This is a genomic window from Peribacillus sp. NPDC046944, from assembly GCF_050272735.1.
Taxonomy (GTDB): domain Bacteria; phylum Bacillota; class Bacilli; order Bacillales; family DSM-1321; genus Peribacillus.
This window is the reverse complement of record NZ_JBNNML010000002.1, coordinates 403,298-424,694: the sequence shown is the minus strand read 5'-3', so window position 1 is coordinate 424,694 and position 21,397 is coordinate 403,298. Positions and strand designations below refer to the sequence as shown.

At 43.2% G+C, this 21,397-nt stretch carries 24 protein-coding genes and 1 pseudogene; 14 read left to right on the top strand and 11 right to left on the bottom strand.

Annotated features, from left to right (window positions below):
* Window positions 1-202 precede the first annotated feature (202 nt).
* Window positions 203-2,122 carry a heavy metal translocating P-type ATPase gene (locus ACQKIC_RS05045; RefSeq protein WP_427591593.1) on the top strand — a complete coding sequence of 640 codons (1,920 nt, stop codon included), beginning with the start codon at window positions 203-205 and terminating at the stop codon, window positions 2,120-2,122.
* Window positions 2,123-2,469: 347 nt separating this feature from the next.
* Here the strand turns inward: ACQKIC_RS05045 and ACQKIC_RS05040 are convergent, their stop codons facing one another.
* The gene (locus ACQKIC_RS05040; RefSeq protein ID WP_402871780.1) at window positions 2,470-3,306 is read right to left on the bottom strand and encodes a YihY/virulence factor BrkB family protein; all 837 of its coding nucleotides are present in this window, start codon (window positions 3,304-3,306) and stop codon (window positions 2,470-2,472) included.
* A gap of 15 nt (window positions 3,307-3,321) precedes the next feature.
* Window positions 3,322-3,723, bottom strand: coding sequence for a YtxH domain-containing protein (locus ACQKIC_RS05035; protein WP_427591594.1), 402 nt, complete (start codon window positions 3,721-3,723; stop codon window positions 3,322-3,324).
* A gap of 209 nt (window positions 3,724-3,932) precedes the next feature.
* On the opposite strand from ACQKIC_RS05035, the gene ACQKIC_RS05030 reads away from it, so the two are divergent.
* From ACQKIC_RS05030 to mobB, 3 genes are all read left to right on the top strand, one after another.
* Entirely contained in the window at window positions 3,933-4,157 is a 225-nt protein-coding gene (locus ACQKIC_RS05030) for a DUF1128 domain-containing protein (RefSeq protein WP_402871786.1), read from the top strand.
* Between the two features lie 97 nt (window positions 4,158-4,254).
* A complete protein-coding gene (locus tag ACQKIC_RS05025) occupies window positions 4,255-5,520 on the top strand; it encodes a molybdopterin molybdotransferase MoeA (protein WP_402871788.1) in 1,266 nt (421 codons plus the stop codon).
* Entirely contained in the window at window positions 5,517-6,035 is a 519-nt protein-coding gene (gene mobB / locus ACQKIC_RS05020; protein ID WP_427591663.1) for a molybdopterin-guanine dinucleotide biosynthesis protein B, read from the top strand. The genes ACQKIC_RS05025 and mobB overlap by 4 nt, the downstream gene beginning before the upstream one ends.
* Before the next feature lie 46 nt (window positions 6,036-6,081).
* Here mobB and map read toward each other — a convergent pair whose 3' ends face one another.
* The 9 genes from map to ACQKIC_RS04975 form a co-directional block, all read right to left on the bottom strand.
* Window positions 6,082-6,828 carry a type I methionyl aminopeptidase gene (map, locus tag ACQKIC_RS05015; RefSeq protein ID WP_427591595.1) on the bottom strand — a complete coding sequence of 249 codons (747 nt, stop codon included), beginning with the start codon at window positions 6,826-6,828 and terminating at the stop codon, window positions 6,082-6,084.
* 111 nt (window positions 6,829-6,939) lie between these two features.
* Entirely contained in the window at window positions 6,940-7,455 is a 516-nt protein-coding gene (locus ACQKIC_RS05010; RefSeq protein WP_427591596.1) for a type 1 glutamine amidotransferase domain-containing protein, read from the bottom strand.
* A 237-nt stretch (window positions 7,456-7,692) separates the two neighbouring features.
* A complete protein-coding gene (locus ACQKIC_RS05005) occupies window positions 7,693-7,974 on the bottom strand; it encodes a late competence development ComFB family protein (RefSeq protein WP_402871797.1) in 282 nt (93 codons plus the stop codon).
* Window positions 7,975-8,019: 45 nt separating this feature from the next.
* A complete protein-coding gene (gene motB / locus ACQKIC_RS05000; RefSeq protein ID WP_402958915.1) occupies window positions 8,020-8,775 on the bottom strand; it encodes a flagellar motor protein MotB in 756 nt (251 codons plus the stop codon).
* A complete protein-coding gene (motA, locus tag ACQKIC_RS04995; RefSeq protein WP_402871803.1) occupies window positions 8,768-9,559 on the bottom strand; it encodes a flagellar motor stator protein MotA in 792 nt (263 codons plus the stop codon). The genes motB and motA overlap by 8 nt, the downstream gene beginning before the upstream one ends.
* A 251-nt stretch (window positions 9,560-9,810) precedes the next feature.
* Window positions 9,811-10,017, bottom strand: coding sequence for a hypothetical protein (locus tag ACQKIC_RS04990; protein WP_402989133.1), 207 nt, complete (start codon window positions 10,015-10,017; stop codon window positions 9,811-9,813).
* 151 nt (window positions 10,018-10,168) lie between these two features.
* Window positions 10,169-10,942, bottom strand: coding sequence for a YibE/F family protein (locus tag ACQKIC_RS04985; RefSeq protein WP_427591597.1), 774 nt, complete (start codon window positions 10,940-10,942; stop codon window positions 10,169-10,171).
* Window positions 10,939-12,078, bottom strand: a complete 1,140-nt coding sequence (locus ACQKIC_RS04980; protein WP_427591598.1) for a YibE/F family protein — start codon at window positions 12,076-12,078, stop codon at window positions 10,939-10,941. Before ACQKIC_RS04980 ends, ACQKIC_RS04985 begins: the two co-directional genes overlap by 4 nt.
* Window positions 12,079-12,255: 177 nt before the next feature.
* Complete coding sequence (locus ACQKIC_RS04975) at window positions 12,256-13,347, bottom strand: AbrB family transcriptional regulator (RefSeq protein ID WP_402989142.1); 1,092 nt, start codon at window positions 13,345-13,347, stop codon at window positions 12,256-12,258.
* Window positions 13,348-13,484: 137 nt separating this feature from the next.
* On the opposite strand from ACQKIC_RS04975, the gene ACQKIC_RS04970 reads away from it, so the two are divergent.
* The 10 genes and pseudogenes from ACQKIC_RS04970 to ACQKIC_RS04925 all read left to right on the top strand — a co-directional run bounded on the left by ACQKIC_RS04970 (window position 13,485) and on the right by ACQKIC_RS04925 (window position 21,396).
* Window positions 13,485-14,741 carry an MDR family MFS transporter gene (locus ACQKIC_RS04970; protein ID WP_402989145.1) on the top strand — a complete coding sequence of 419 codons (1,257 nt, stop codon included), beginning with the start codon at window positions 13,485-13,487 and terminating at the stop codon, window positions 14,739-14,741.
* A gap of 87 nt (window positions 14,742-14,828) precedes the next feature.
* Window positions 14,829-15,833: a rod-share determining protein MreBH gene (mreBH, locus tag ACQKIC_RS04965; RefSeq protein WP_402958904.1), complete on the top strand. Its 1,005-nt coding sequence runs from the start codon at window positions 14,829-14,831 to the stop codon at window positions 15,831-15,833.
* Window positions 15,834-15,958: 125 nt separating this feature from the next.
* Window positions 15,959-16,636 carry a hypothetical protein gene (locus tag ACQKIC_RS04960; RefSeq protein WP_427591599.1) on the top strand — a complete coding sequence of 226 codons (678 nt, stop codon included), beginning with the start codon at window positions 15,959-15,961 and terminating at the stop codon, window positions 16,634-16,636.
* A gap of 79 nt (window positions 16,637-16,715) precedes the next feature.
* Window positions 16,716-17,279 carry a tyrosine-type recombinase/integrase gene (locus ACQKIC_RS04955; RefSeq protein ID WP_427591600.1) on the top strand — a complete coding sequence of 188 codons (564 nt, stop codon included), beginning with the start codon at window positions 16,716-16,718 and terminating at the stop codon, window positions 17,277-17,279.
* 51 nt (window positions 17,280-17,330) lie between these two features.
* Window positions 17,331-17,828, top strand: a complete 498-nt coding sequence (locus ACQKIC_RS04950; RefSeq protein WP_402871825.1) for a cation:proton antiporter regulatory subunit — start codon at window positions 17,331-17,333, stop codon at window positions 17,826-17,828.
* 6 nt (window positions 17,829-17,834) lie between these two features.
* The gene (locus ACQKIC_RS04945; RefSeq protein WP_402871828.1) at window positions 17,835-19,058 is read left to right on the top strand and encodes a cation:proton antiporter; all 1,224 of its coding nucleotides are present in this window, start codon (window positions 17,835-17,837) and stop codon (window positions 19,056-19,058) included.
* A gap of 254 nt (window positions 19,059-19,312) precedes the next feature.
* Window positions 19,313-20,179: a YihY/virulence factor BrkB family protein gene (locus ACQKIC_RS04940; protein WP_402871831.1), complete on the top strand. Its 867-nt coding sequence runs from the start codon at window positions 19,313-19,315 to the stop codon at window positions 20,177-20,179.
* Window positions 20,180-20,385: 206 nt separating this feature from the next.
* A pseudogene (locus ACQKIC_RS04935) lies at window positions 20,386-20,933 on the top strand (IS3 family transposase); the annotation flags it as partial.
* A gap of 67 nt (window positions 20,934-21,000) precedes the next feature.
* Window positions 21,001-21,174 (top strand): hypothetical protein, encoded by a 174-nt coding sequence (locus ACQKIC_RS04930; RefSeq protein WP_403079921.1) that lies wholly within the window; start codon window positions 21,001-21,003, stop codon window positions 21,172-21,174.
* A gap of 24 nt (window positions 21,175-21,198) precedes the next feature.
* Window positions 21,199-21,396, top strand: a complete 198-nt coding sequence (locus tag ACQKIC_RS04925; RefSeq protein WP_403079922.1) for a hypothetical protein — start codon at window positions 21,199-21,201, stop codon at window positions 21,394-21,396.
* The last annotated feature ends 1 nt before the right edge of the window (window position 21,397 follow it).

The window sequence follows — 21,397 nt, the reverse complement described above, 5'->3', positions numbered from 1 at the left end:
AATATATGTGTTAAGATAATACTACCATACGAAATAGATGATAAAAAACGCTTAAAAAACGTTGATTTCATCACCAATTCATTGATTGACCCTAAATATCGACCCGAAAGATGACGCTGATTATCTTTCTCAATTAGATATCCTATAAATGATAATTAATATCAGTTACGAACAATAGAGAGAAGATTACAGGAGGAACATAATGACAACAGACACTAAACAATTGACCCAGCCAACTGAATGCAACACCTCTTGGCTCGAGAAAACAAAGCCACATCTTGAACTGATTGCCGCCCTACTAAGCGGTGTATTGATCCTGGTAGGTTGGCTGTTATCTAAAAACGGAATGGAAACACCATCCATCATCATCTATTTGGCCTCCTTTGTGATCGGTGGATATGCAAAAGCAAAGGAAGGCATTGAAGATACCATCGCGGATAAAGAACTGAACGTGGAAATGTTGATGATCTTTGCAGCCATCGGATCCGCCATCATTGGCTACTGGACAGAAGGCGCGATTCTCATCTTCATCTTCGCCTTAAGCGGGGCGCTTGAAACCTACACCATGAATAAAAGCCATAAGGAAATCTCGGCCCTCATGGACCTGCAGCCGGAAGAAGCACTCCGCATCACGAATGGATATGAAGAAATCGTGGCCATTTCTGACTTGACGGTCGGCGATACCATTTTGGTTAAACCAGGTGAAAGAGTGCCATCAGACGGAAAAATCACGGATGGGCGTACGAATCTCGATGAAGCAGCCATCACAGGTGAATCCATCCCCGTCAGTAAATCCATCGACGATGAGGTATTCGCCGGAACCGTGAACCTGCGTGGAACGATCAATGTGGAGATTACGAAGCCAACAAGCGAAACGCTCTTTCAAAAAATCATTACGCTTGTTCAATCGGCCCAAAGTGAAAAGTCCCCTTCCCAACTATTCATCGAACAATTTGAAGGGAAATATGTAAAAATCGTCTTAACCATCGTAGCCTTGATGATGTTCGTTCCTCATTTCGCACTCGGTTGGAGCTGGACCGAAACCTTTTACCGGGCCATGATCTTACTTGTTGTCGCATCACCTTGTGCCCTGGTCGCCTCTATCATGCCGGCCACACTTTCCGCCATTTCGAATGGCGCACGTCATGGCATCTTGTTTAAAGGTGGCGTTCACCTGGAGAACTTAGGTAACCTGAAGGCCATCGCCTTGGATAAAACGGGTACCTTGACGAAAGGAAAACCTGAAGTGACGGATGTCATCATCCGTGAAGATTTGAACGAAGAAGAATTCCTATTCCATATTGCATCGGTTGAAAATTATTCGAACCATCCATTGGCGACTTCCATTGTCCGCTATGCTAAAACGAAGATTGAAAGAGAAATCATCAAACCCGAGGACATGGAAGATATCTCTGGTAACGGCGTGCAAGCCTATTTCAACGGGGTCCTTTGGCAAGTCGGAAAAGCCGATTTCGTCGGCCGTAATGAAGCTGAACGATTCCAGAATGGTATTGCGCTGACACTGGCTGAACAAGGAAAGACCGTTGTGTATGCACGTGATGATAAAGGGATTGCCGGCATCCTTACATTGAAAGACGTGGTCCGTGAAGAAACGATTAAAGCAATCGAAGCCTTGAAAGAAGAAGGCATCCATACCATCATGCTGACTGGCGATAGTCACAATACGGCAAAAGCGATTGCCTCCGAAAGCCATATCGATGATTATATTGCGGAATGCCTGCCTGAAACGAAAGTAAATGAAGTGAAAAAACTTAAAGAACAATACGGCACAGTTGCGATGGTCGGAGATGGAATCAATGATGCACCTGCACTAGCTACCGCTTCTGTCGGGATCGCCATGGGTGAAGGAACCGACGTTGCCTTGGAAACGGCAGATGTCGTACTAATGAAGAATGACCTTCCGCGTATTGCGGAAGCCGTTAAGTTATCGAAGAAAATGAATCGAATCATCAAACAGAACGTGATTTTCTCGATTTCGGTCATCATGATTCTGATTTTATCCAACTTCCTGCAATTCCTTGATCTACCATTTGGCGTCATCGGTCATGAAGGAAGTACGATTCTCGTCATCCTAAACAGCTTACGGTTACTAAGGAACTAAAGAAAAGGAAGCCCGACGAAGGCTTCCTTTTTTTGTTTTGTATCCTGTAACTAGTTAGTGATAGCCATTCTTTCCATTAGCGGAACCTGACGTTTTGTGGTTCCCTTTTTTGCCTTTATGCTTCCCTTTCTTACTCATGAATGAACCCTCCCCACTTACAAGATGTGTTCATCATTAGTGTGTGTCGAAGGTTCTTGAGCTAGTCCGGTAACTATTGCCGTATGTGGTTGAATGTCGGATTATTCTTCTGAATGTCGAATTATTCATGCTCACCGTCGGATTATCCCGTCCAAAGTCAAAATATCCAGATGAACGTCGGATTCGCCGCCTAAATGGTTCAAGGACGTTCAATCACAACCTGGATCCTTTTTACTGAGGAAAGCATTGATTTCTCCGCCGACGATGATGATGAGCCCGGATAAGTAAAACCAGATCATCAGGACGATGATGCCTCCAAGGCTGCCATATGTAGCTGTATAGTTGCCGAAGTTCTCTACATAGTAAGAAAACAGCAACGAAACGAGTGCCCAGCCAGCCGTGGTGAAAATGGAACCTGGAAGGACCGTCAAACATTTCAACCGCTTGTTTGGCGCCAGCCAATACAACATGGTGAACACAATGAATAATACGATCGTACTGATCACCCAACGGAGGCTATTCCAAATCGACAAAAATTCCTCAGAAAGGCCCATTCCATCGAATAAGAAGATTCCAATCTGTTTTCCGAACACAGGAAGCAATAATGCGACAATAAAAACGAAAATCATCGCAAACGTGAGAAGAATCGACATTCCCCGGGAAATATAAAAGGGGCGGTTTTCTTTTACCCTATAAGCATGGTTAAAGGCTTTAATAATGGCATTCATCCCGTTAGAAGCCGACCAAATCGTCCCGATGACACCAAACGACAATAACGTGCCATTTGTTTGCATCACATCACCCAAAGTATCCTCGATGATCGTCATGGAATCATCAGGCGTGTAAGAACGTACCAGATTCAGAATATCCTCCTGAGTAAACGGCAGGTAGGCCAATAAAGTAAAAAGGAAAATAAGTAAGGGAAACAGGGAAAGTAAAAAGTAAAAGGATAGCTGGGCAGCAAGCCCCGTTACCTCATCTATCTGAAGTTGCTTGATAAACTTTCTATAGAAAGACCATTTCAGCCATTCCTTTTTATTGGCCATCCCTTCACCTCAATTCTAATTTAAAGGATTCCGTCTTTCTGAATCTTGTTTACCAGCCGTCGTGTGCATATCTTCCGAAGTAAAAGCTTCCTTCGTTTCCATGACGACATTGGCAACCTGTGAGGGAATATTCTTCATTTCCTCGACCCTTTTCGAAATGAAGGAGACGTCATTGGAAATCTTCTCGACAGTGGAACGGAATTCCGAAGATGTTTCCTGTACTTGCGTTAACAAGTTAGAAGGGTTCTGAATCATTTCCTTCATGCATGTCAAACCATTTTTACTATTGGAGATCACCGTTTTTCTTGTGTTTTTATCAAAAAGACTTACCGCGGCACCGGCCAAAGCCCCAATCAAAACAGCTTGCATAAACTTACTTTTCTTTTCGCTCCTATATTCTTCTCGTCCAGTGCTCATATATTCTCCTCCTTGGCATATTTTAATTAATGTATATTTCCATTATACTATTTTACTACCTAGTTTTTTTATCTTTTCCCAAACCAGAGCGCTTTAAAACGTTTCCAAGCAGGAAGTCACAAGATATATCTGCATGAATTCCCATTGACTTATAAGGGCAATCATGCAAAGATAAAAATAATTTAGAAATGTGTGGAAGGATGATAGAATTGGATTTATCACAAAATACGGCAGAGAGCGTCGAGTACATGGTCGAAGCAATAAAGGACAAATTAAGAGTAATGAACTTTGGTGCGATAAAATCCACCCATTTCGATATCGAAATGTATGAAGAACTTCATGATATTTATACTTTGGTCATGAAGAAAACAAATTTCAGTGTCCGTGAAATGGAAGCCATTGCAGAAGAACTTGGAAAATTACGCAATAAATAAATCTTTGAAATCCTCCCTTCCTTGTGAGGATTTTTTTATTTTTTTGCTATACTTGAATAACAATACATAGTAACGATTTCAGATAGGAGCGATAAGTATGGTAGAAAGAAGAACACCCATCAAGCTGAGTGAAGCGCTAGATAAGATCATGAAACATGCATTGGAAGGACAAATGGAGATGGTCCCTCTTGAGGACTGCCACTACCGCTATTTGGCGCAGGATATTGTCGCCACAAATGATGTTCCCCACTTCAACCGCTCACCTTATGATGGATTTGCACTACGTTCCGCGGATACAGCCGAAGGATCCCTAGATAATCCGCTGGAGTTCGAGGTCATTGAAGAGTTGGCCGCCGGAATGGTCTCGACCATTCCTGTACAGAAAAACCAAGTGGCCCGCATCATGACCGGCGCCCAGATGCCGACGGAATGTGACGCCGTCATCATGCTCGAGCTAACGAAAGAATTTGAAAAAGACGGAAAGAAATATATTTCTTTCAAACGTTCTCTGAAGCATGGCGAAAACGTGTCCATTAAAGGGGAAGACGCGAAGAAAGGCGATATCCTAGTCAAAAAAGGCACGATGATCAATCCTGGCATCATCGGGTTGCTTGCTACTTTCGGGTATGCCGAAGTTCCTGTTGCGAAGAAGCCCGTCGTGGGCCTATTCGCGACTGGATCTGAACTGCTTGATGTCAATGAACCCTTGCAACCTGGAAAAATCCGGAATAGTAACTCTCATGCCATCTCCGCCCAAATCCAAAGAGCAGGTGGGGAAGTCCGTTTCTACGGGAAGCTCAAGGACGAGTTTGACATAAGCTACGAGGCCATTTCCACTGCCTTGGAAGAAGTCGACCTCCTTATCACAACAGGCGGCGTGTCTGTCGGAGATTTTGACCTTCTTCCTGACATCTATAAGAAGCTCGGTGCTGACGTTTTATTCAATAAAGTAGCCATGCGTCCTGGTAGCGTGACGACGGTAGCCGTTCACGAGAACAAGTTTTTATTCGGCTTATCCGGTAATCCATCTGCAAGCTATGTCGGTTTTGAATTGTTTGCCCGGCCAATCATCCGTACCATGCTGTTTTCCGGACAACCGCATTTACGGAAGGAACAAGCTGTGCTGGCTGAAGATTTCCTGAAGGCCAACCCATTCTCCCGCCTCCTTCGTACACGCATGTATTATGAAAACGGACAGCTTCGTGTCGTCCCTAGCGGCGTCGATAAATCGAATATCACCACAAGCCTAGCTGGGGCGAATTCGCTTACGGTACTCCCTGGCGGAACACGCGGATTTAAAACGGGGGATAGCGTGGATGTCCTGCTTCTTGATGATCAAGAAGGATCAATCTGGCCTTGGTGAGACCGTTCCTATTTCAAGTAGTCGGTTACCAAAATAGAGGGAAAACGACGTTCATTACCAAACTGATTCAAGAGCTTCGGATAGAAAATCTGGAGACGGCCGTCTTGAAGCATCATGGCCATGGTGGCAAGCCGGACAATACAGGTGAGAAAGACTCCACTAAGCACTTTCAGGCTGGAGCGGCTGCTTCACTCGTGGAAGGAGACGGTTCCATTGAGTTGCTGGGGAATTTCAAATCTGGGGCCACGCTCCCGGAGTTGCTTCACTTATTGGAGATTTTCCACCCCGACGTGATTTTGATTGAGGGATATAAGCGGGAGGACTTTCCTAAGGTCATCCTCGTTAAAGAGGAAGAGGACTTTTCATTACTGAAACAGCTCACCAATATTCAGGCCGTGGTGGCTTGGCCCGCCTGCCTTGAACAAGCAACAAGCTTGGCAGAGGTTCCCGTGTTCCCACTGGATTCCGAACGTTTTGCTGAATGGTTCATCAAGCAGGTAAAAAAACGCGAATAAAGGCAAGAGGCATCCTATAATGAAGGGTGCCTCTTGCCTTTATTGCTTATTGTTCCGTCAAAATTAGCGGGCCATTCTTTGTGATGGCAATCGTGTGCTCGAATTGTGCCGAGTACTTCCCATCGGCAGTCGAAGCCGTCCATCCATTCGGATCTCGAGTAGCCTTATATGTACCTACGTTCACCATCGGTTCAATCGTGAAGACCATGCCTTCCTTAAGGCGTGGACCTTTATGAGGCAACCCATAATGAGGAACTTGCGGTTCTTCGTGTATAACATTCCCAATTCCGTGGCCGATAAAATCACGGACGACAGAGAAACCTTCCGCCTCCACATAAGATTGGATGGCATGCCCAATGTCCCCAATACGATTACCAGCGATAGATACTTCAATGGCCTTATATAGGGATTCCTTCGTTACCTCCACTAAATGTTCCGTTTCTTTGGAAACCTTGCCGACTGTATACGTCCAGGCTGAATCCGAAAGTGCCCCATTATAATTCACGACCATATCAATGGTGACGATATCTCCATTCTTCAATGGCTTTTTGCGGGGAAAACCATGACAGATTTCTTCGTTGATGCTTGCACATGTCGCGTATTCATATCCCTTGTAGCCCTTTTGTTCAGGTTTGGCGCCATGTTTCTTCAAGAATCCTTCCACGAATTCTTCGATTTCCCATGTTGTCACACCTGGTGCGATTAGTTTTGCAATTTCCCTATGACAAGCAGCTAAAATCTTCCCTGATTCATGCATCGCTTGAATTTCACGTTCAGACTTTATTACGATCAATCGTTACACTTCCTTTTTTCATTCTTCTTTTATTTTACTGCAAAGATAGAAGTATATGAATCCAAAAACCTTATAAATAAAAAAATCCTGACGGCTGCCAGGATTTTTTTATTATTTTAATAACTTGAGTGATTCCCGATTGAACGCTGGAAGATCCTCAGGTGTCCTACTTGTAACAAGTTGGTCGCCGCACACGACGACTTCTTTGTCCAAGTATGTTGCACCTGCATATTCCATATCCACCTTGATGGATGTATACCCTGTTGCATGGCGTCCTTCAAGGGCTTTAGCCGTAATTAACAGCTGTGGTCCATGACAGATGGCAAACACGGGTTTCTTGGCATCCATGAATGCCTTGGTGAATGTTACAAAGCGTTCGTCCGCCCGTAGAATATCCGGTGAAAATCCACCTGGGATAAGCAACGCATCAAAGTCTTCCGCTTTCACAGAATCTATGCTTTCATCGATTGTGATTTCAACGTCACCTTGTTTCCCTTTAACCGTTTTACCTTTTTCCATCTCAATCGCCGTTACCGTGTGACCCGCTTCTTTAAAAGCTTTGACCGGTTCACTATACTCTGAATCCTCAACCATATCAGTTACTACACATGCTATTTTCTTACTCATAAAAAAATTCATCTCCTCAATTTTGATCGAATGAACTTACTTTATTTATATTCCCTGATTGGACAGGATTAAACACATAAATTGCCCTCTTCATAGAAGTCTCCCATGGTAGTCCCTATCGAATGCTTGCTTCTTAAAACTTGTTTTTACAAAAGCACCCCTTCAGTAGCATGTACTACTATAATCCTTTTAAATAAAAAAAGATAAGAGTCCTGATCTCTTATCACATGTTGTCGTCTATAGTTGGTGCTTCGGGTATTTGCCCACCACATGAATCGCACTGATAATTCTCTTGTTGATCCATTTCCGGTTTTCTTCTGTATTCAACCTCTCGAATACGATCCTCCGCCCTTCATCCGTCGTTACATAATAAGTGGGAAGGGCGTTCAACGAAATGGTGATGATATCATTCTTGCATTTATTACATGGACAAAATGTTTGATAATCCGTACCGGCCATTAGTATCTGGACCCAAGCGACTACGATTTCTTCCATCACATTAGTAAATTCTCTTTCCATAAAAACTCCTTCGTAAAGAAAAACCTGTCCATTCCAGACAGGTTCTCACTCATTTATCGGGGTACGTGGAACGATCAAAATCTCAACCCGTCGATTTTTAGCCCGGCCTTGTGCCGTCTTATTGGATGCGACCGGCTTAAATTCCCCGTAGCCTTTAGCACTGAACATTTCAGGATCCAAGTTCGTATTCTCAAGAAGCAGCTTCATGAAGTTCACTGCACGCATGACGCTTAAATCCCAATTCGAATCATAGCGATACGTCTTGATGGGAACATTGTCGGTGTGGCCGCTTATGACAATGCCCCGAGGCAAGTCCATAACAAGCAGACTCGAAATCTCCTTGGCAATCCTGCGATCTTCAATTCTCACTTCCGATACTCCCGATTCGAACAGCACATTATCCCTGATGGAAATCAACATGCCTTCATCCGTAAGGTTCGTATCAAGCTCGTCCACTAAATCATTTTCCTGAATATAGGCATTAACCCGTTTCTGTACTTCCATAAGTTGTTGTTCCTCGCTCTTACCCTGCCCCTTCGTCCCTTTAATCCCTGTCATTTGTTCAGGGGACGTGGGATTATTACTGGGGGAGTCACTCGGGTATTCCATGAATCCCGTTCCGCTCGTGAACACTTGGTTAAACACATTGGACAATTGTTGGAATTTGACTGCATCCACCGAACTTGATGCAAATAGAACGATGAAAAGAGCCAGAAGCAGCGTCAATATATCCGCATAGGGGACCAACCAAGATTCATCAATATGTTCGTCATGCTTTTGTTTCTTTTTCCGCCTAGCCATCTTCTCTCACATCGCCTTCTAACCACTTTTTACGATCTCCAGCAGGCAAATAAGATGTTAGTTTTTGTTCAATCGTCCTTGGCGCTTCTCCTTCGATGATCGACAAAATCCCTTCAATCATCATTTCCTTGATGCGGACTTCCTGTTGCGATTTCCGTTTCAGCTTATTCGCAAAGGGATGCCATAACACATATCCTGTGTAAATCCCCATAAGGGTCGCAACGAAAGCGGCAGATATCGCATGCCCCAATGCCTCGCTATCAGCCATGTTACCCAATGCCGCAATCAGCCCGATAACAGCACCCAACACGCCAAGCGTCGGGGCATAGGTGCCTGCCTGGCTAAAGATGGCCGCTCCACTGTGGTGACGTTCTTCCATTGCCTCTATTTCTTCAGCCAATATATCTCGAATATAATCAGCACTCTGACCTTCCACTGCAAGGTTCAACCCATTTTTCAAAAAGGTGTTATCCACCTGATCCGATATGGTTTCCAAGGCCAATAACCCTTCTTTCCTGGCGATGACCGCCCATTCGGAAAAGGTTTTAATCAATTCTTCAGGCTTTGTCAGCTTTTGTTCAAGGAAAAGGATCTTCAATATTTTTGGCAATCTTTTCAATTCAGATAAAGGAAAAGCCGTTACAACCGCAGCCACTGTTCCCACAATGATAATCATGATAGCTGCCGGGTTAATCAGCGCCGTTACGCTTACGCCTTTCAGAACCATTCCCACTAAAATAGCCACTATACCAAGAACTATACCTACAACCGATGTTATATCCATCATACTCACCCATTCATATAAAATCTCGTCTGCTCCTTATATCGGATAAAGTTCGGAAAAAGTGAGGATTATTTTACTATTCCGATAGATTGAATGTAAAAATTCTATCTTTTTTCACAAAGTCTCCCTATATTCATCCTTATACAGCAACCATTCTATCGCATATTTCGCAATATAGGGACAATTTATGACAAAAAGGGAAGAAACGGTTATTTTAAACAGTCGTGTTTATCCCTTCCCTTTGGATGAGTTCACTTGTTTCTCCAAAGTTTAGGTACCCATTTGATGCCCTCCGTTCCAATGACACTTCCTACCATCCCCATTATTACGCTGGCAGAAATAATTTTGACCGCGTAAAAAATCCCAGTACCCGTTATGAGATCGATGATTAAAAAGTTTTTGATGGATGATCCTTTGATGCTATAGAATACAATTTGATGTTGTTTTTTTGTAGTCAACCAATCACATACTTTCATCTTTTTTTCTATAGGTATGATGAATAAGGATTGTCATATGCCCTTTCTGGAGCCGTCACAACAGCAAAAAGGCCACCCGTTGAGATTGGCGGCCTTCTCCACTCTATTCGTTTTTCATTAGGACCCTAGGAAACTACACGACCTTTACCTTCCCCCTTTTTTTCACTAAGTAGTAAGCCGTTATCAATGCTGTAATAGGAATCACAAGGGCTACACCCGTTCCCGCACAAAATATCGTGATCATTTCAGCACTGAATATTTTCGAATTGACGATTTCTCCAACAGAATAAGCTAAGTCCTTAAACCAGATAAGCAATGCCAGATAGCCACCAAAGAAAGCAAAGAACAATGTATTCGTACTGGTTCCCAGGATGTCCCTCCCAATGCTCATTCCAAATTTAAATAAATCTTTCCTGGTGCTGGATGGATGGTGGAGAAACATTTCCCGCATGGGAGACGAAATGGCCATGGCTGTGTCGATAATGGCGCCAATCGTACTCATGATAATGACTGAAACGCCTACCTTCAAAAAGTCCACACCTATATAAAGGGAAAAGATGCTAAGCTCTTCAATTTCTTCTTCACCAAACCCCTGGATCATCGCACGTTCCGTCACCACGACGATAAAAAAGAGGACGATGACAATCGTGATGAGCGTAGAAACGAAGGCTGTCTTGGTCGTACTGTTTACTTCATTAATAAAGAACAACGTGATATAACTAATCACCGTACATGCAATCAATGTGACGATATACGGATCATTATGTGGATTTTTCATAAAGAAGATGGCAAAAAGCAACACACCAAAGTTCAAGAATAAAGCAAAAAATGAACGTGCTCCTTTTTTACCACCGATCGAGATCATCAAGATAAATAATATGCTTGCTAGTAATACCAATACATTCATGTTCTTCCCTTCCTTCGATTAACGAAATAGATCGAAATATATAAACCTATCGGAATCGTTAACACGATGCCAATCCCCCCGGCAAGGGCACGGGCCAATTCTAATGATAGGTTCATGGAAAGGGTGAATCCCAACGTGGAAGCATTCTTCAAATACAAAAGAATCACGGGGATGGAACCGCTTATGTAGGCAAAAAACAAAATATTCGTCATGGTTCCCATAATATCTTTCCCTATTTCCAATCCAGAGGCTTTCAGGGCTTTTACGGATATGTCATTATTCTTTTCATACAACCCAAAGATCGAAGAAGACATGGTAATCCCTATATCCATCACAGCTCCTAAAGATCCGATAAACAAGCCTGCATAAAACACCATTTTATAAGGCCTGGTGAGAAATTGCATTTCTTCATATCGGAGGCCACTTTCTCCCGTTACCCACATAGCAAGATAGGTAATGAACAACGAGGAAAAAGTCCCTAGGAGCGTCGCAATGATGGCTGCGTATGTCTTTTCATTAAAACCGTTAACGAGTAAGAGGGAAAGAACCGTAAATAGAATGATCGCTATGCCGCATATCCAGACCAGGCTGATGCCTGATGTACTCATATAAAAGTCCAGGGCATAGGACAACAAAACGGCATTGACCACCAAACTTATAACGGAAAGCAGCCCCTGCTTTTTACCAACGATCAGGAGGGTAAAAATAAACACCCATGCCACAATCACCACATATTTATCACGTTTGACATCTTTAATCGTTCCGGCTAATTCCGGGCCCTCTCCATCTTTTGCGTCGATCGAAACGAATAAATCATTTCCAACTTTGTATTCTTGATCATAGGCACCAGATGAGGAATATTCATTCTTTAACGTAATAAGCTGCCCTTTTTCTTCTCCATTTTGCAATTGGGCTACGATACTCTGTGTAAATAGCCGATCTTCATTGAGATACATATCATCCATTTCCGTTGTACTTTCCAGATTTGTCTTGATGACTTTGGCTATAGGGCCTTCATAGAAAGAATAATTGTGAGTCACAAAGAAAACGGAAGCGACAAAACAAAGGGCAATGATGATGTACACCCAAACTTTCTTGTAACCGATTTTTTTAACTGTATTTGTGATAATGTTCAAAAAAAAATCTCCATATATCAGGTGGCCAAAAGGAAAGATGGCGGCAGGTTTGGCTGACTACATCCTACCTTACCAGTATGTAATTTTTTTATCTTATCATGAACACATGACGTTTACGAAATTAAAACCAATGGATGATAACTTTTTCATTGAGGCAGACGGAAAAGACCGGAGCCCTCACTCCCGCCTTTTCTGTCTTCCCTGTCTCCGATCCAGCACTTTGATGAGTGGCGACACTAAAAACAAGATGAATAAAATCCTGAATAAGTGAAAGCTTGTGACCACGGATACATCAACGGAAACGGACATGGCCGTGACCGCCATTTCTGCCACACCACCGGGGGCCATGCTTAAAAACAATTCATTGGCCGGCAAGGATAGGACTGGTGAAAAGTAAGCCGCAAGATAGTAACAAAAACCGATTAGCAAAACATTACTCACGAAAACCACCGCGAACATCTTCCTGAAAAGCCGTGGATTATCGACTTTCAATGTGAATCCCAGATGGGCACCAATCAGAACCTGGGACAAGTTCAACCAGAAGCCAGGAATATGTGGTGCTTCAGATCCTGTCAAATTGAACAGAGCCGCCGCAATGAGTGGGCCTAAAAGGAAAGGAAGTGGGAAATGAACCTTTATGGCAATGAAAATGAATAACGCCAGAGCTGCAATCAGTAGGAGTGCCAAGGTCCCGTCATAATCAAACATAAAGAACGGCCCTTTTGCCATCGTCGCCGTTGCTTCGGAATCCACAGACATGACATGGGTGACGAGCCAAGGTACGATCGATATGACGAGAATGACCCGAAGCGTCTGCATGAAGCCGACAACCGTTTCGTCACTATCTTTCATTTCTTCGCTCAGGATCACCATTTGAGACAGGCCTCCTGGGAAGCTTCCAAGAAGCGAGGTGCTCATCGATAAGTTCATTCTTTTTCCTACGAACAAGCCTGTTACTACGGTGAACAAAATCAGCACCACCGTGGTAAAAAGCATGACGGGCAAATATTCGCTCATTTCATGTAACGATCGTTTCGTAAATGAACTGCCCAGTTGTAAGCCGAGGATGATCAGTCCTGTGCTCCTTAGCGTTCTCGACCACAACATCGAGTGTCCCCATTTGATTTTTGCGATCATCACCACAAATAACGGTCCGAGCATCCATGGTAAATAGATGCCAAGTTTGTCGAACAGGTACCCTCCTAGAAACGCCAGTAAAGCTGTGAAAGTCATTCTTAAACTCTTATGATCCGATATGAATGTCTTCAATTCCATAACCTTCTTATCTATAAAAATTCCACTTACATAGTACCATAACTTATTTGACGGAATTTATCCCTTGTCTTGTCTTCATTTCAAACTCAGAGTATGATGGGGAAAATAACAGAAAGTATGGGAATTCTACTATGCGTTTACGAGATTGGGATACGAACTTAAAGATTCGCCTTGCCGGGGAATCTGTCGTCAATATATCATTTTGGATGTTTTTTCCGTTCCTTGCGATTTACTTCTCCGAATCATTCGGGAAAACAACTGCTGGATTACTGCTGATTTTCTCGCAGTTCTTTGCGGTTGTGGCCAATTTATTCGGGGGATATTGTGCTGATCGATTCGGAAGAAAGCGGATGATGGTCATTTCCACCTTCGGCCAAGGCATTGCCTACATATTCTTTGCATGGGCGAGCTCCCCTTGGCTGGATTCGCCCAGCATCGGGTTTATCAGCTTCACCGCCGTCAGCATATTCAGCGCCTTTTATAACCCTGCCAGCCAGGCAATGGTCGCTGATGTGATTCCAGAAAAAGACCGCAGTGGCGTCTTCGCCGTATTTTATACATCCATCAATATTGCCGTGGTCATAGGTCCGATTTTGGGAGGGATTTTTTATGCGACCCACCGTTTCGAACTGTTAGCCCTTGCTGCCATCATCAATATCCTGTTAGGTTTCATCCTGCAAACATGGGTCAAAGAAACGGCTCTCCTATCCATTCAGGAAAAGGGATTGGGAAAAAGGGTTAACGGATTCTCTTTTTTACTGAACCAACTACGAGACTATCAAGTCATTTTCCGTGATAAGGTGTTTCTACTTTTCATCATCGCAGGCGTCTTGGTCTATCAAACGTTCATGCAACTCGACCTTTTGTTCCCTGTCTATATTAATGAAATGGTCGATCCGCAATCCATATTTTCGATCACACTGCAGGAAGAGCAGATTTTCGGGTTCTTGCTTGCGGAAAATGGATTATTCGTGGCCCTCTTAACCATCACCGTCACGAAATGGGCATCCATGTATAAAGAAAGAAATATATTCATCATCTCTTCTCTGATATACAGTTTTTCCATGATTTTATTTGGTGCGACCCAATGGGTTTGGGGATTATTCATCGCCATCGCCCTATTTTCCATCGCCGAGCTATTAACGGCCGGCATCCAGCAAGGATTTGTTTCGAAATTGGCCCCAGCACATATGCGTGGCCAGTATTTCGCTGCATCAAGCTTACGTTTCACCATCGGTAGAATGCTTGCTCCACTAGCCATACCGATGACAGGGTGGATTGGATATAATGGGACATTCCTCATGATCAGTATGCTGGCCGTCTTGAGTGCCGTTCTATATTTCATCATGTTTTCCCTGTATGAAAAGGCGAAAGTCCAGATTCCATAATCTAACTCCATTTCCTACCCCCATAAACTTACCATTAGAGGTAGAATCATTATATAGGGGTCAAAACTCTTATGGAGGGGTGACTAGATGTTAAATACAGAAATTGGTATAGACTTAGGAACGGCAAATACACTCGTTTACAGTAAAAACAAAGGAATCATATTCAATGAGCCATCTGTAGTGGCCATAGATATAGTGACTAATAAAGTGTTGGCAGTCGGCCTGGAAGCGAAGAATATGATTGGGAAGACACCTGGCCATATCGTCGCCATCCGCCCATTGAAAGACGGGGTCATTGCGGATTTCGATGTGACCGCACAAATGCTTAAAGAAATCATGAAAAAAGCTAGCAAGGCGATCGGCTTATCGATCCGTAAACCGAATGTGGTCGTATGTACGCCATCCGGTTCCACATCCGTTGAAAGAAGGGCCATTCAGGATGCGGTTAAAAATTGCGGAGCCAAACAGGTTCATCTGATCGAAGAGCCCGTTGCTGCTGCCATAGGAGCTGGACTTCCTGTAGAAGAACCGGTCGCGAATGTCATCGTCGACATTGGTGGCGGTACGACTGAGGTAGCGATCATCTCGTATGGTGGAGTCGTTTCATGTAATTCGGTCCGTATCGGTGGCGATCAACTGGATGAGGATATCTGTCAATATGTAAGAAAAAAACATAACATATTGATTGGGGAACGAACTGCCGAACAAATAAAAATGGAAATCGGCTACGCGCTCATCGACCATTCTCCATTGACCATGGAAGTCAGGGGGCGTGACCTCGTGACGGGTCTTCCAAAGCCCATTACGATTACGTCCTTGGAAGTTCAGGAAGCCATTCAAGAATCCTTGCTTCATATTTTAGAAGCCATCCGTTCCACGTTGGAAGAATGCCCTCCTGAATTAAGTGGGGACATCGTCGACCAAGGCGTGGTCCTTTCCGGGGGCGGAGCCTTGCTTAGCGGGATGCAAGATTGGTTGATGAAAGAACTCATCGTGCCCGTCGAGCTTGCCGATAGTCCGCTTGAATCTGTTGCCATTGGGACAGGTCGTTCACTCGAGATCATTACCAAATTACAAAAAGCCGTTTATTGATAGTATGCGAGAGGGAATCCTTATTAGGGGGTTCCCTCTTTTTCATGCCTAAAAAGCTATTTAGCCATGCCAGATATATTTCTTTTCCATTCAGTAAAGAATACATAAAAAAAGGAGGCCAGAATTTGGATACTTTTCTTTACTTCTTCTATCTAGCCGGATATGTGGCCCTTTTCATTTGGGGAATCACCCTCGCTAATAAATACGGATGGCTCTCTGCTTCCAACGTTCTCTTACTCGTGATTTTCGGGCTAATCGTGGATAACACCCTGCTCGCACTCGGACGGTATATCGGAACGGGGCACTTTCTGGAATCAATCAGCTATGCCCGCTTTTGGGGACATGCCCTCTTCACGCCCACATTAGTTCTCTTTGCTTGGGATTCCCTGAAAAAGGCCGACATCGCGTGGGCCCAAAGAAAACTTGCCAAGTATATCAGTTACGTATTGGTGATCGCCCTAATATGCTTTGAATTATTCACTGAAACGCTTGGGCTTAAACTGGAGGCCGATTGGAAGTATGAGGTTTTAAGTTATACCAGTTCAGAGCCGACGAGCGGACCGCCCATCATGGTATTGATCATCTCCCTCGTACTGATTATTTCGGGGTTCTTGATCTGGCGAAAACAAAAATGGATATGGTATTTGCTAGGTACGGTCATCATGACCATCGGTAGCGCCGTTCCTCTCCCCATCAAAAGCGATGCGTACATGAACGGATTTGAACTCATCCTCCTGATTTCACTACTTGCCACGAAGCATTTTCAAGACCATGAAGGGCAACGCCAAAAAACAGAGTTTTAGTAACAAGCATCATTGGATGCAATGTAACATAACTTGTGTTATAATATAATTAAGTTACATTGGTAAGAGGAGAAGAATTATGGAATATGTAGAAGCCTTTAAGGATGTCAATGAAATCAGCAAGATCAAAAGTTACTTGAGATCTCACTCCAGCCGCGATTATTTGTTATTTGTTTTAGGAATCAATACGGGAATGAAAATCAATGAGATGTTGGAAGTGACCGTGGCAAGCGTTCTCGATGAAACGGGTAAAGTTAAAGAGTTTTATGAGCACCGCTTGGAAAATGACGAGGCCACTCAAATCTATTTGAATCAGAAAGTCCGGACAGCTTTACAAGAATACATCAAAGACTCGAAAGTGATGGAAGGCCAATTTTTGTTTTTATCACCTAAGACAAAAAAACCGATCACACGCCAACAGGCACACCGAATCATCCATGATGCCGTGGAAGGTGCCGGATTGATTGGTAAATATGGGGCCAGTTCAATGCGTAAGACATTTGGATATCACGCCTATAAGCAAGGGGTCTCCCTCGCCTTGATCCAAAAGCATTACCATCATTCTAGTCCATCCGAGACACTGAAGTACATTGGCATCTCCAAGGAGAGTAAATTCAAGACGATCATCGACGTGAATTTATAGCATATTTCTATCTTTTGTAATCTCAAACCACCATTTTAAGGAGGAATTCAAGTGAAAATTAGAGAAAGCGAACTTCCTGGTATAGGCCAGAAATTCGAGATTATCACGAGAAATGATGAAAAATTAGTGATTGTCATTCACGATGATGGCCGTAGGGAGTTATACCACTTTGATACCGATCATGAGGATGTTATTTCAAGCATCACACTCAATGATCAGGAAGCGCGTCAAATGGCGTCCATCATCGGCGGTATGATTTATAAACCACAGGCACTCGAAACAATCGAAATGTCATTAGGTGACTTGGTCATCGAATGGTTCAAAGTGGAACCAGGTTCCAAAGCGATCAACCAAACGATTGGCGACATTGACATTCGTAACAATTACAACGTGACGGTTATCGCCCATTCGAAAAAAGGGAAAAAACAACTGAATAACCCAGGTCCTGATTCAATCATTGCTGCAGGCGACACGCTGGTCATCTCTGGTGAAAGAAAAGACATCAAAAATCTGATTAGAGAATTACTGACCGACGAAAGGAGTGACTAAGTACATATGGATCACTTAGTCTTCGAAGTAGGAACGGCCCTATTATTGGTTGCAGCCGCAGCTCTCATAGCAGGGAAATTCAAAATATCGAATGTACCCATCTTAATTATCGTCGGCATGTTGGTAGGACCTCATGCCCCGCATTTTGGAATGATTGATTTACGCTTCATCGAAAGTGAAGAGATCATTGCCTTCCTCGGAAGAGTCGGTATTCTTTTCCTTCTATTCTATTTAGGACTTGAATTTTCCGTTAAAAAATTGATGAAATCCGGAAAAAACATCGTGACAGGCGGATCCATCTATATTGTCATAAACGTTGGTTTAGCGATGGCTTATGGTTTCCTCATGGGTCTTCCACTGAAAGAAGTCCTCATTTTAACCGGGATCATCAGCTTTTCATCAAGTGCCATTGTAGCCAAAGTACTTGTTGATTTAAGAAGGACCGGTAATAACGAAACGGAGCTTATCCTGGGAATCATCATGTTTGAAGATATATTCCTTGCCGTTTATTTATCCGTCGTATCAGGATTGGTATTAAGCTCATCCGGTTCAGTCTGGGGAACATTATTATCTACGTTTATCGCAATCGGATATATGCTATTATTTTTCGTCATCGCTCGAAAAGCATCCGGTTTCCTCAACAAATTATTCAATATTACCTCTGATGAGATTTTCATCATTGTCGTATTCGCCTTACTGTTCTTTATCGCAGGTTTCTCTGAAACGATTCATGTTGCAGAAGCAATCGGCGCATTACTGCTCGGACTCGTCTTTTCTGAAACGGAACATAGTGACCGCATCGAAAAACTTGTCATTCCTTTCAGGGACTTCTTTGGAGCCATATTCTTCTTCAGCTTTGGATTGAGTATCGATCCGACGACGCTTGGTGGAGCAGTCTGGATGGTTCTTGGAGCCGTCATCATTACCATTATCGGTAACTTCGTTGCTGGTATGATTGCTGGACGTAAATCCGGTTTGTCACATAAAGCCTCAGCCAATATCGGCTTGACGATCGTTTCACGCGGTGAATTCTCCATCATTCTCGCAAACCTAGGCATTGCCGGCGGTTTGATGCCTATCCTAACCCCGTTTGCGGCATTATATGTGCTGACATTAGCGATTCTTGGACCAGTCCTTACGAAAGAATCCAAGCATATATATAATATCCTCAATAAAATCTTCAAATGGACGCCGCCAAAAGTCCAAAAAGAACAACAAAAAGAAGGCTAATCGAAAAAGGTCCAGACACCTACGTCTGGACCTTTTTCGATATTCTCAGAGTTACTTAGATTGATAGCCTGCTATATGTGTCTCCTTCCACCCAGTCATCCCTTCTTATTTTCCATCCCATCGACATGTTGGAAGAGATTTTCGAATAGTAAATGGGTAACTGCTTTACAATATTTCCTCTCAGGAGGGTTAAGGTACCCGATCTGAGGGAAAAGAAGCAGATAAACGAAGAAACTTTTCAGGAGTGATGCCGATTGAATAAGTCGATTGATTTTAGCAAGAAACTCATCAAGGAAGTCAAGGAGGATCGTGTCACAGGATTGGCAGCTGAACAAGCATACTATTACCTCCTCGCACTATTCCCTTTGCTCATTTTATTGCTGTCGATTTTGCCATACTTGAACATCGATACGCAAACAGCTTTGGATACGTTAAAGACATTCATGCCATCGGAAACGATGAAAACCATCGAAGAGAATATCATCAAGATATTGAATGAACGGAATGGCGGCTTGCTGACCTTTGGTATCCTTGGTACCATCTGGTCCGCTTCGAATGGAATGAATGCATTTATTCATTCGATGAACATTGCCTATGATGTGGAAGAAACGCGCAGCTTCATCAAGGCTCGCCTCATTTCCATCCTGTTAACATTAGGATTGGTCTTTGCATTTATCGTGATGCTGGTTCTTCCCGTTTTTGGGAAAGTACTCATCGATTTAATGGAACAAGTCGTGTCCCTTCCAGAAGAAACACAAAGTCTATTCAGTATATTGCGATGGGTGATCGCCGTTGCGGTTATCTCTTTCGTGCTAGCCATTCTATACCGTTACGCACCGAATAAGAACTTCCCGTTCAAACACGTCATTCCGGGTGCAATTACGGCCACAATACTCTGGTTTGTCATCTCCATCGGTTTTTCCTTTTATGTCAGCAATTTCGCTAATTATTCGTCCACGTACGGCAGTTTAGGGGGCGTCATCGTTTTAATGTTATGGCTGTACCTGACCGGTTTGATCTTAATGCTCGGCGGCGAAATCAATGCGATTCTACACCGTCAAAATACCACACCTCAAAAGAAGTCTCGAACACTCGTACATCCCGTACCTTTAAAACGATAAAGAAAAAACCAGGTTCCTATAATGGTAGAATGTACCCTATAGAGTAGACACTTAAAAAAAGTCTCTCTGTAGGGTACTTTTATGTATAAAGAAGATACATGGGATTGGAGATACATCAAAATGAGTAACAAGACTTTTACAGAATAAGAAATGAAGGCCTTATCAAAGAATCCTTATGTTAAGGGGATTAGCCGAAAGGGGATTAGATCCGAAGAATAATGAAGAAGTATGGGATTGTCTGCCCCATTAGAAAAGCAAATCCCTATCGGAGAATGATGAAAGTAACCCAAGAACATAGGGTCATGCCAAACCTATTAAAGCGACAATTTAAGCAAGATATCCCCGGAAAAGTACTCCTAACCGATATCACATATTTATTTTACGGAACGGGCCACAAAGCCTATTTGTCTACCATTAAAGATGGCTCGACCAATGAAATCTTGGCCTACCACGTATCAGACCAAATCACCATGGATTTAGCTATAGACACCCTTCTGAAGCTAAAGAAGAATCGATGATATAAAAAAGCAGAAAGTGCCTTATTACACTCGGATCAAGGTACCCACTACACACACCCCGACTTTCAAAAGTTAGTGAAGAAATTAGGATTACATCAATCGATGTCTAGACGAGGAAACGGTTGGGATAATGCCCCTCAGGAGGCCTTCTTTGGCCACTTTAAGGATGAAGCTTACATTACTATAGACACCAATGGAACCTAAAAAAGATGACCCCTGTTCGGTCCGAAAAGTGATATAGTAGTCTTAGAAATTCCACCATTTTCCATCCATCCATTCTCTCAAGAAAGCGAGGCAACTGAAATGAGTACCTTGTCTTATGATCAAGTTGAGCAGCTCATTCAACTTTTCTCAGACCGTTATATTCGTAAGGAGTATGCTACATTTCTAGATTTGTTTGCTGCCGATATCGTCTTCGAATTTCCTTATGCCCAGGAAACAAATCCAAAACGACTGGATGGGAAGGCGGTGCTGTAGCAATATCTGGAAGAATTAGAGGATGTGCTTAAAATCACTTCATTCACCACACCGGTCATTCATATAGCAGCCGATGCCCCCGTGTTCTTCGCTCAGTTCAAAGCAAGTGGAAAAATCCTAGTCACAGGCGGATCTTACGAACAAAGCTATATATCCGTAGTCGAAGTTCAGAAGTTCAAAATGGTAGGATTATCCGCTATCAGGACTACTGGAAACCATTAGC

Coding starts and splice junctions, on each gene's coding strand:
- ACQKIC_RS05025 (WP_402871788.1), top strand. CDS start 4,255: ATGGTAGAAAGAAGAACACCCATCAAGCTGAGTGAAGCGCTAGATAAG.
- ACQKIC_RS05005 (WP_402871797.1), bottom strand. CDS start 7,974: ATGGAAAGAGAATTTACTAATGTGATGGAAGAAATCGTAGTCGCTTGG.
- ACQKIC_RS04930 (WP_403079921.1), top strand. CDS start 21,001: ATGAGTACCTTGTCTTATGATCAAGTTGAGCAGCTCATTCAACTTTTC.
- ACQKIC_RS04970 (WP_402989145.1), top strand. CDS start 13,485: ATGCGTTTACGAGATTGGGATACGAACTTAAAGATTCGCCTTGCCGGG.
- ACQKIC_RS04945 (WP_402871828.1), top strand. CDS start 17,835: ATGGATCACTTAGTCTTCGAAGTAGGAACGGCCCTATTATTGGTTGCA.
- ACQKIC_RS05045 (WP_427591593.1), top strand. CDS start 203: ATGACAACAGACACTAAACAATTGACCCAGCCAACTGAATGCAACACC.
- ACQKIC_RS05040 (WP_402871780.1), bottom strand. CDS start 3,306: ATGGCCAATAAAAAGGAATGGCTGAAATGGTCTTTCTATAGAAAGTTT.
- ACQKIC_RS05035 (WP_427591594.1), bottom strand. CDS start 3,723: ATGAGCACTGGACGAGAAGAATATAGGAGCGAAAAGAAAAGTAAGTTT.
- ACQKIC_RS04955 (WP_427591600.1), top strand. CDS start 16,716: ATGGAATATGTAGAAGCCTTTAAGGATGTCAATGAAATCAGCAAGATC.
- motB (WP_402958915.1), bottom strand. CDS start 8,775: ATGGCTAGGCGGAAAAAGAAACAAAAGCATGACGAACATATTGATGAA.
- mreBH (WP_402958904.1), top strand. CDS start 14,829: ATGTTAAATACAGAAATTGGTATAGACTTAGGAACGGCAAATACACTC.
- ACQKIC_RS04985 (WP_427591597.1), bottom strand. CDS start 10,942: ATGAATGTATTGGTATTACTAGCAAGCATATTATTTATCTTGATGATC.
- motA (WP_402871803.1), bottom strand. CDS start 9,559: ATGGATATAACATCGGTTGTAGGTATAGTTCTTGGTATAGTGGCTATT.
- ACQKIC_RS05010 (WP_427591596.1), bottom strand. CDS start 7,455: ATGAGTAAGAAAATAGCATGTGTAGTAACTGATATGGTTGAGGATTCA.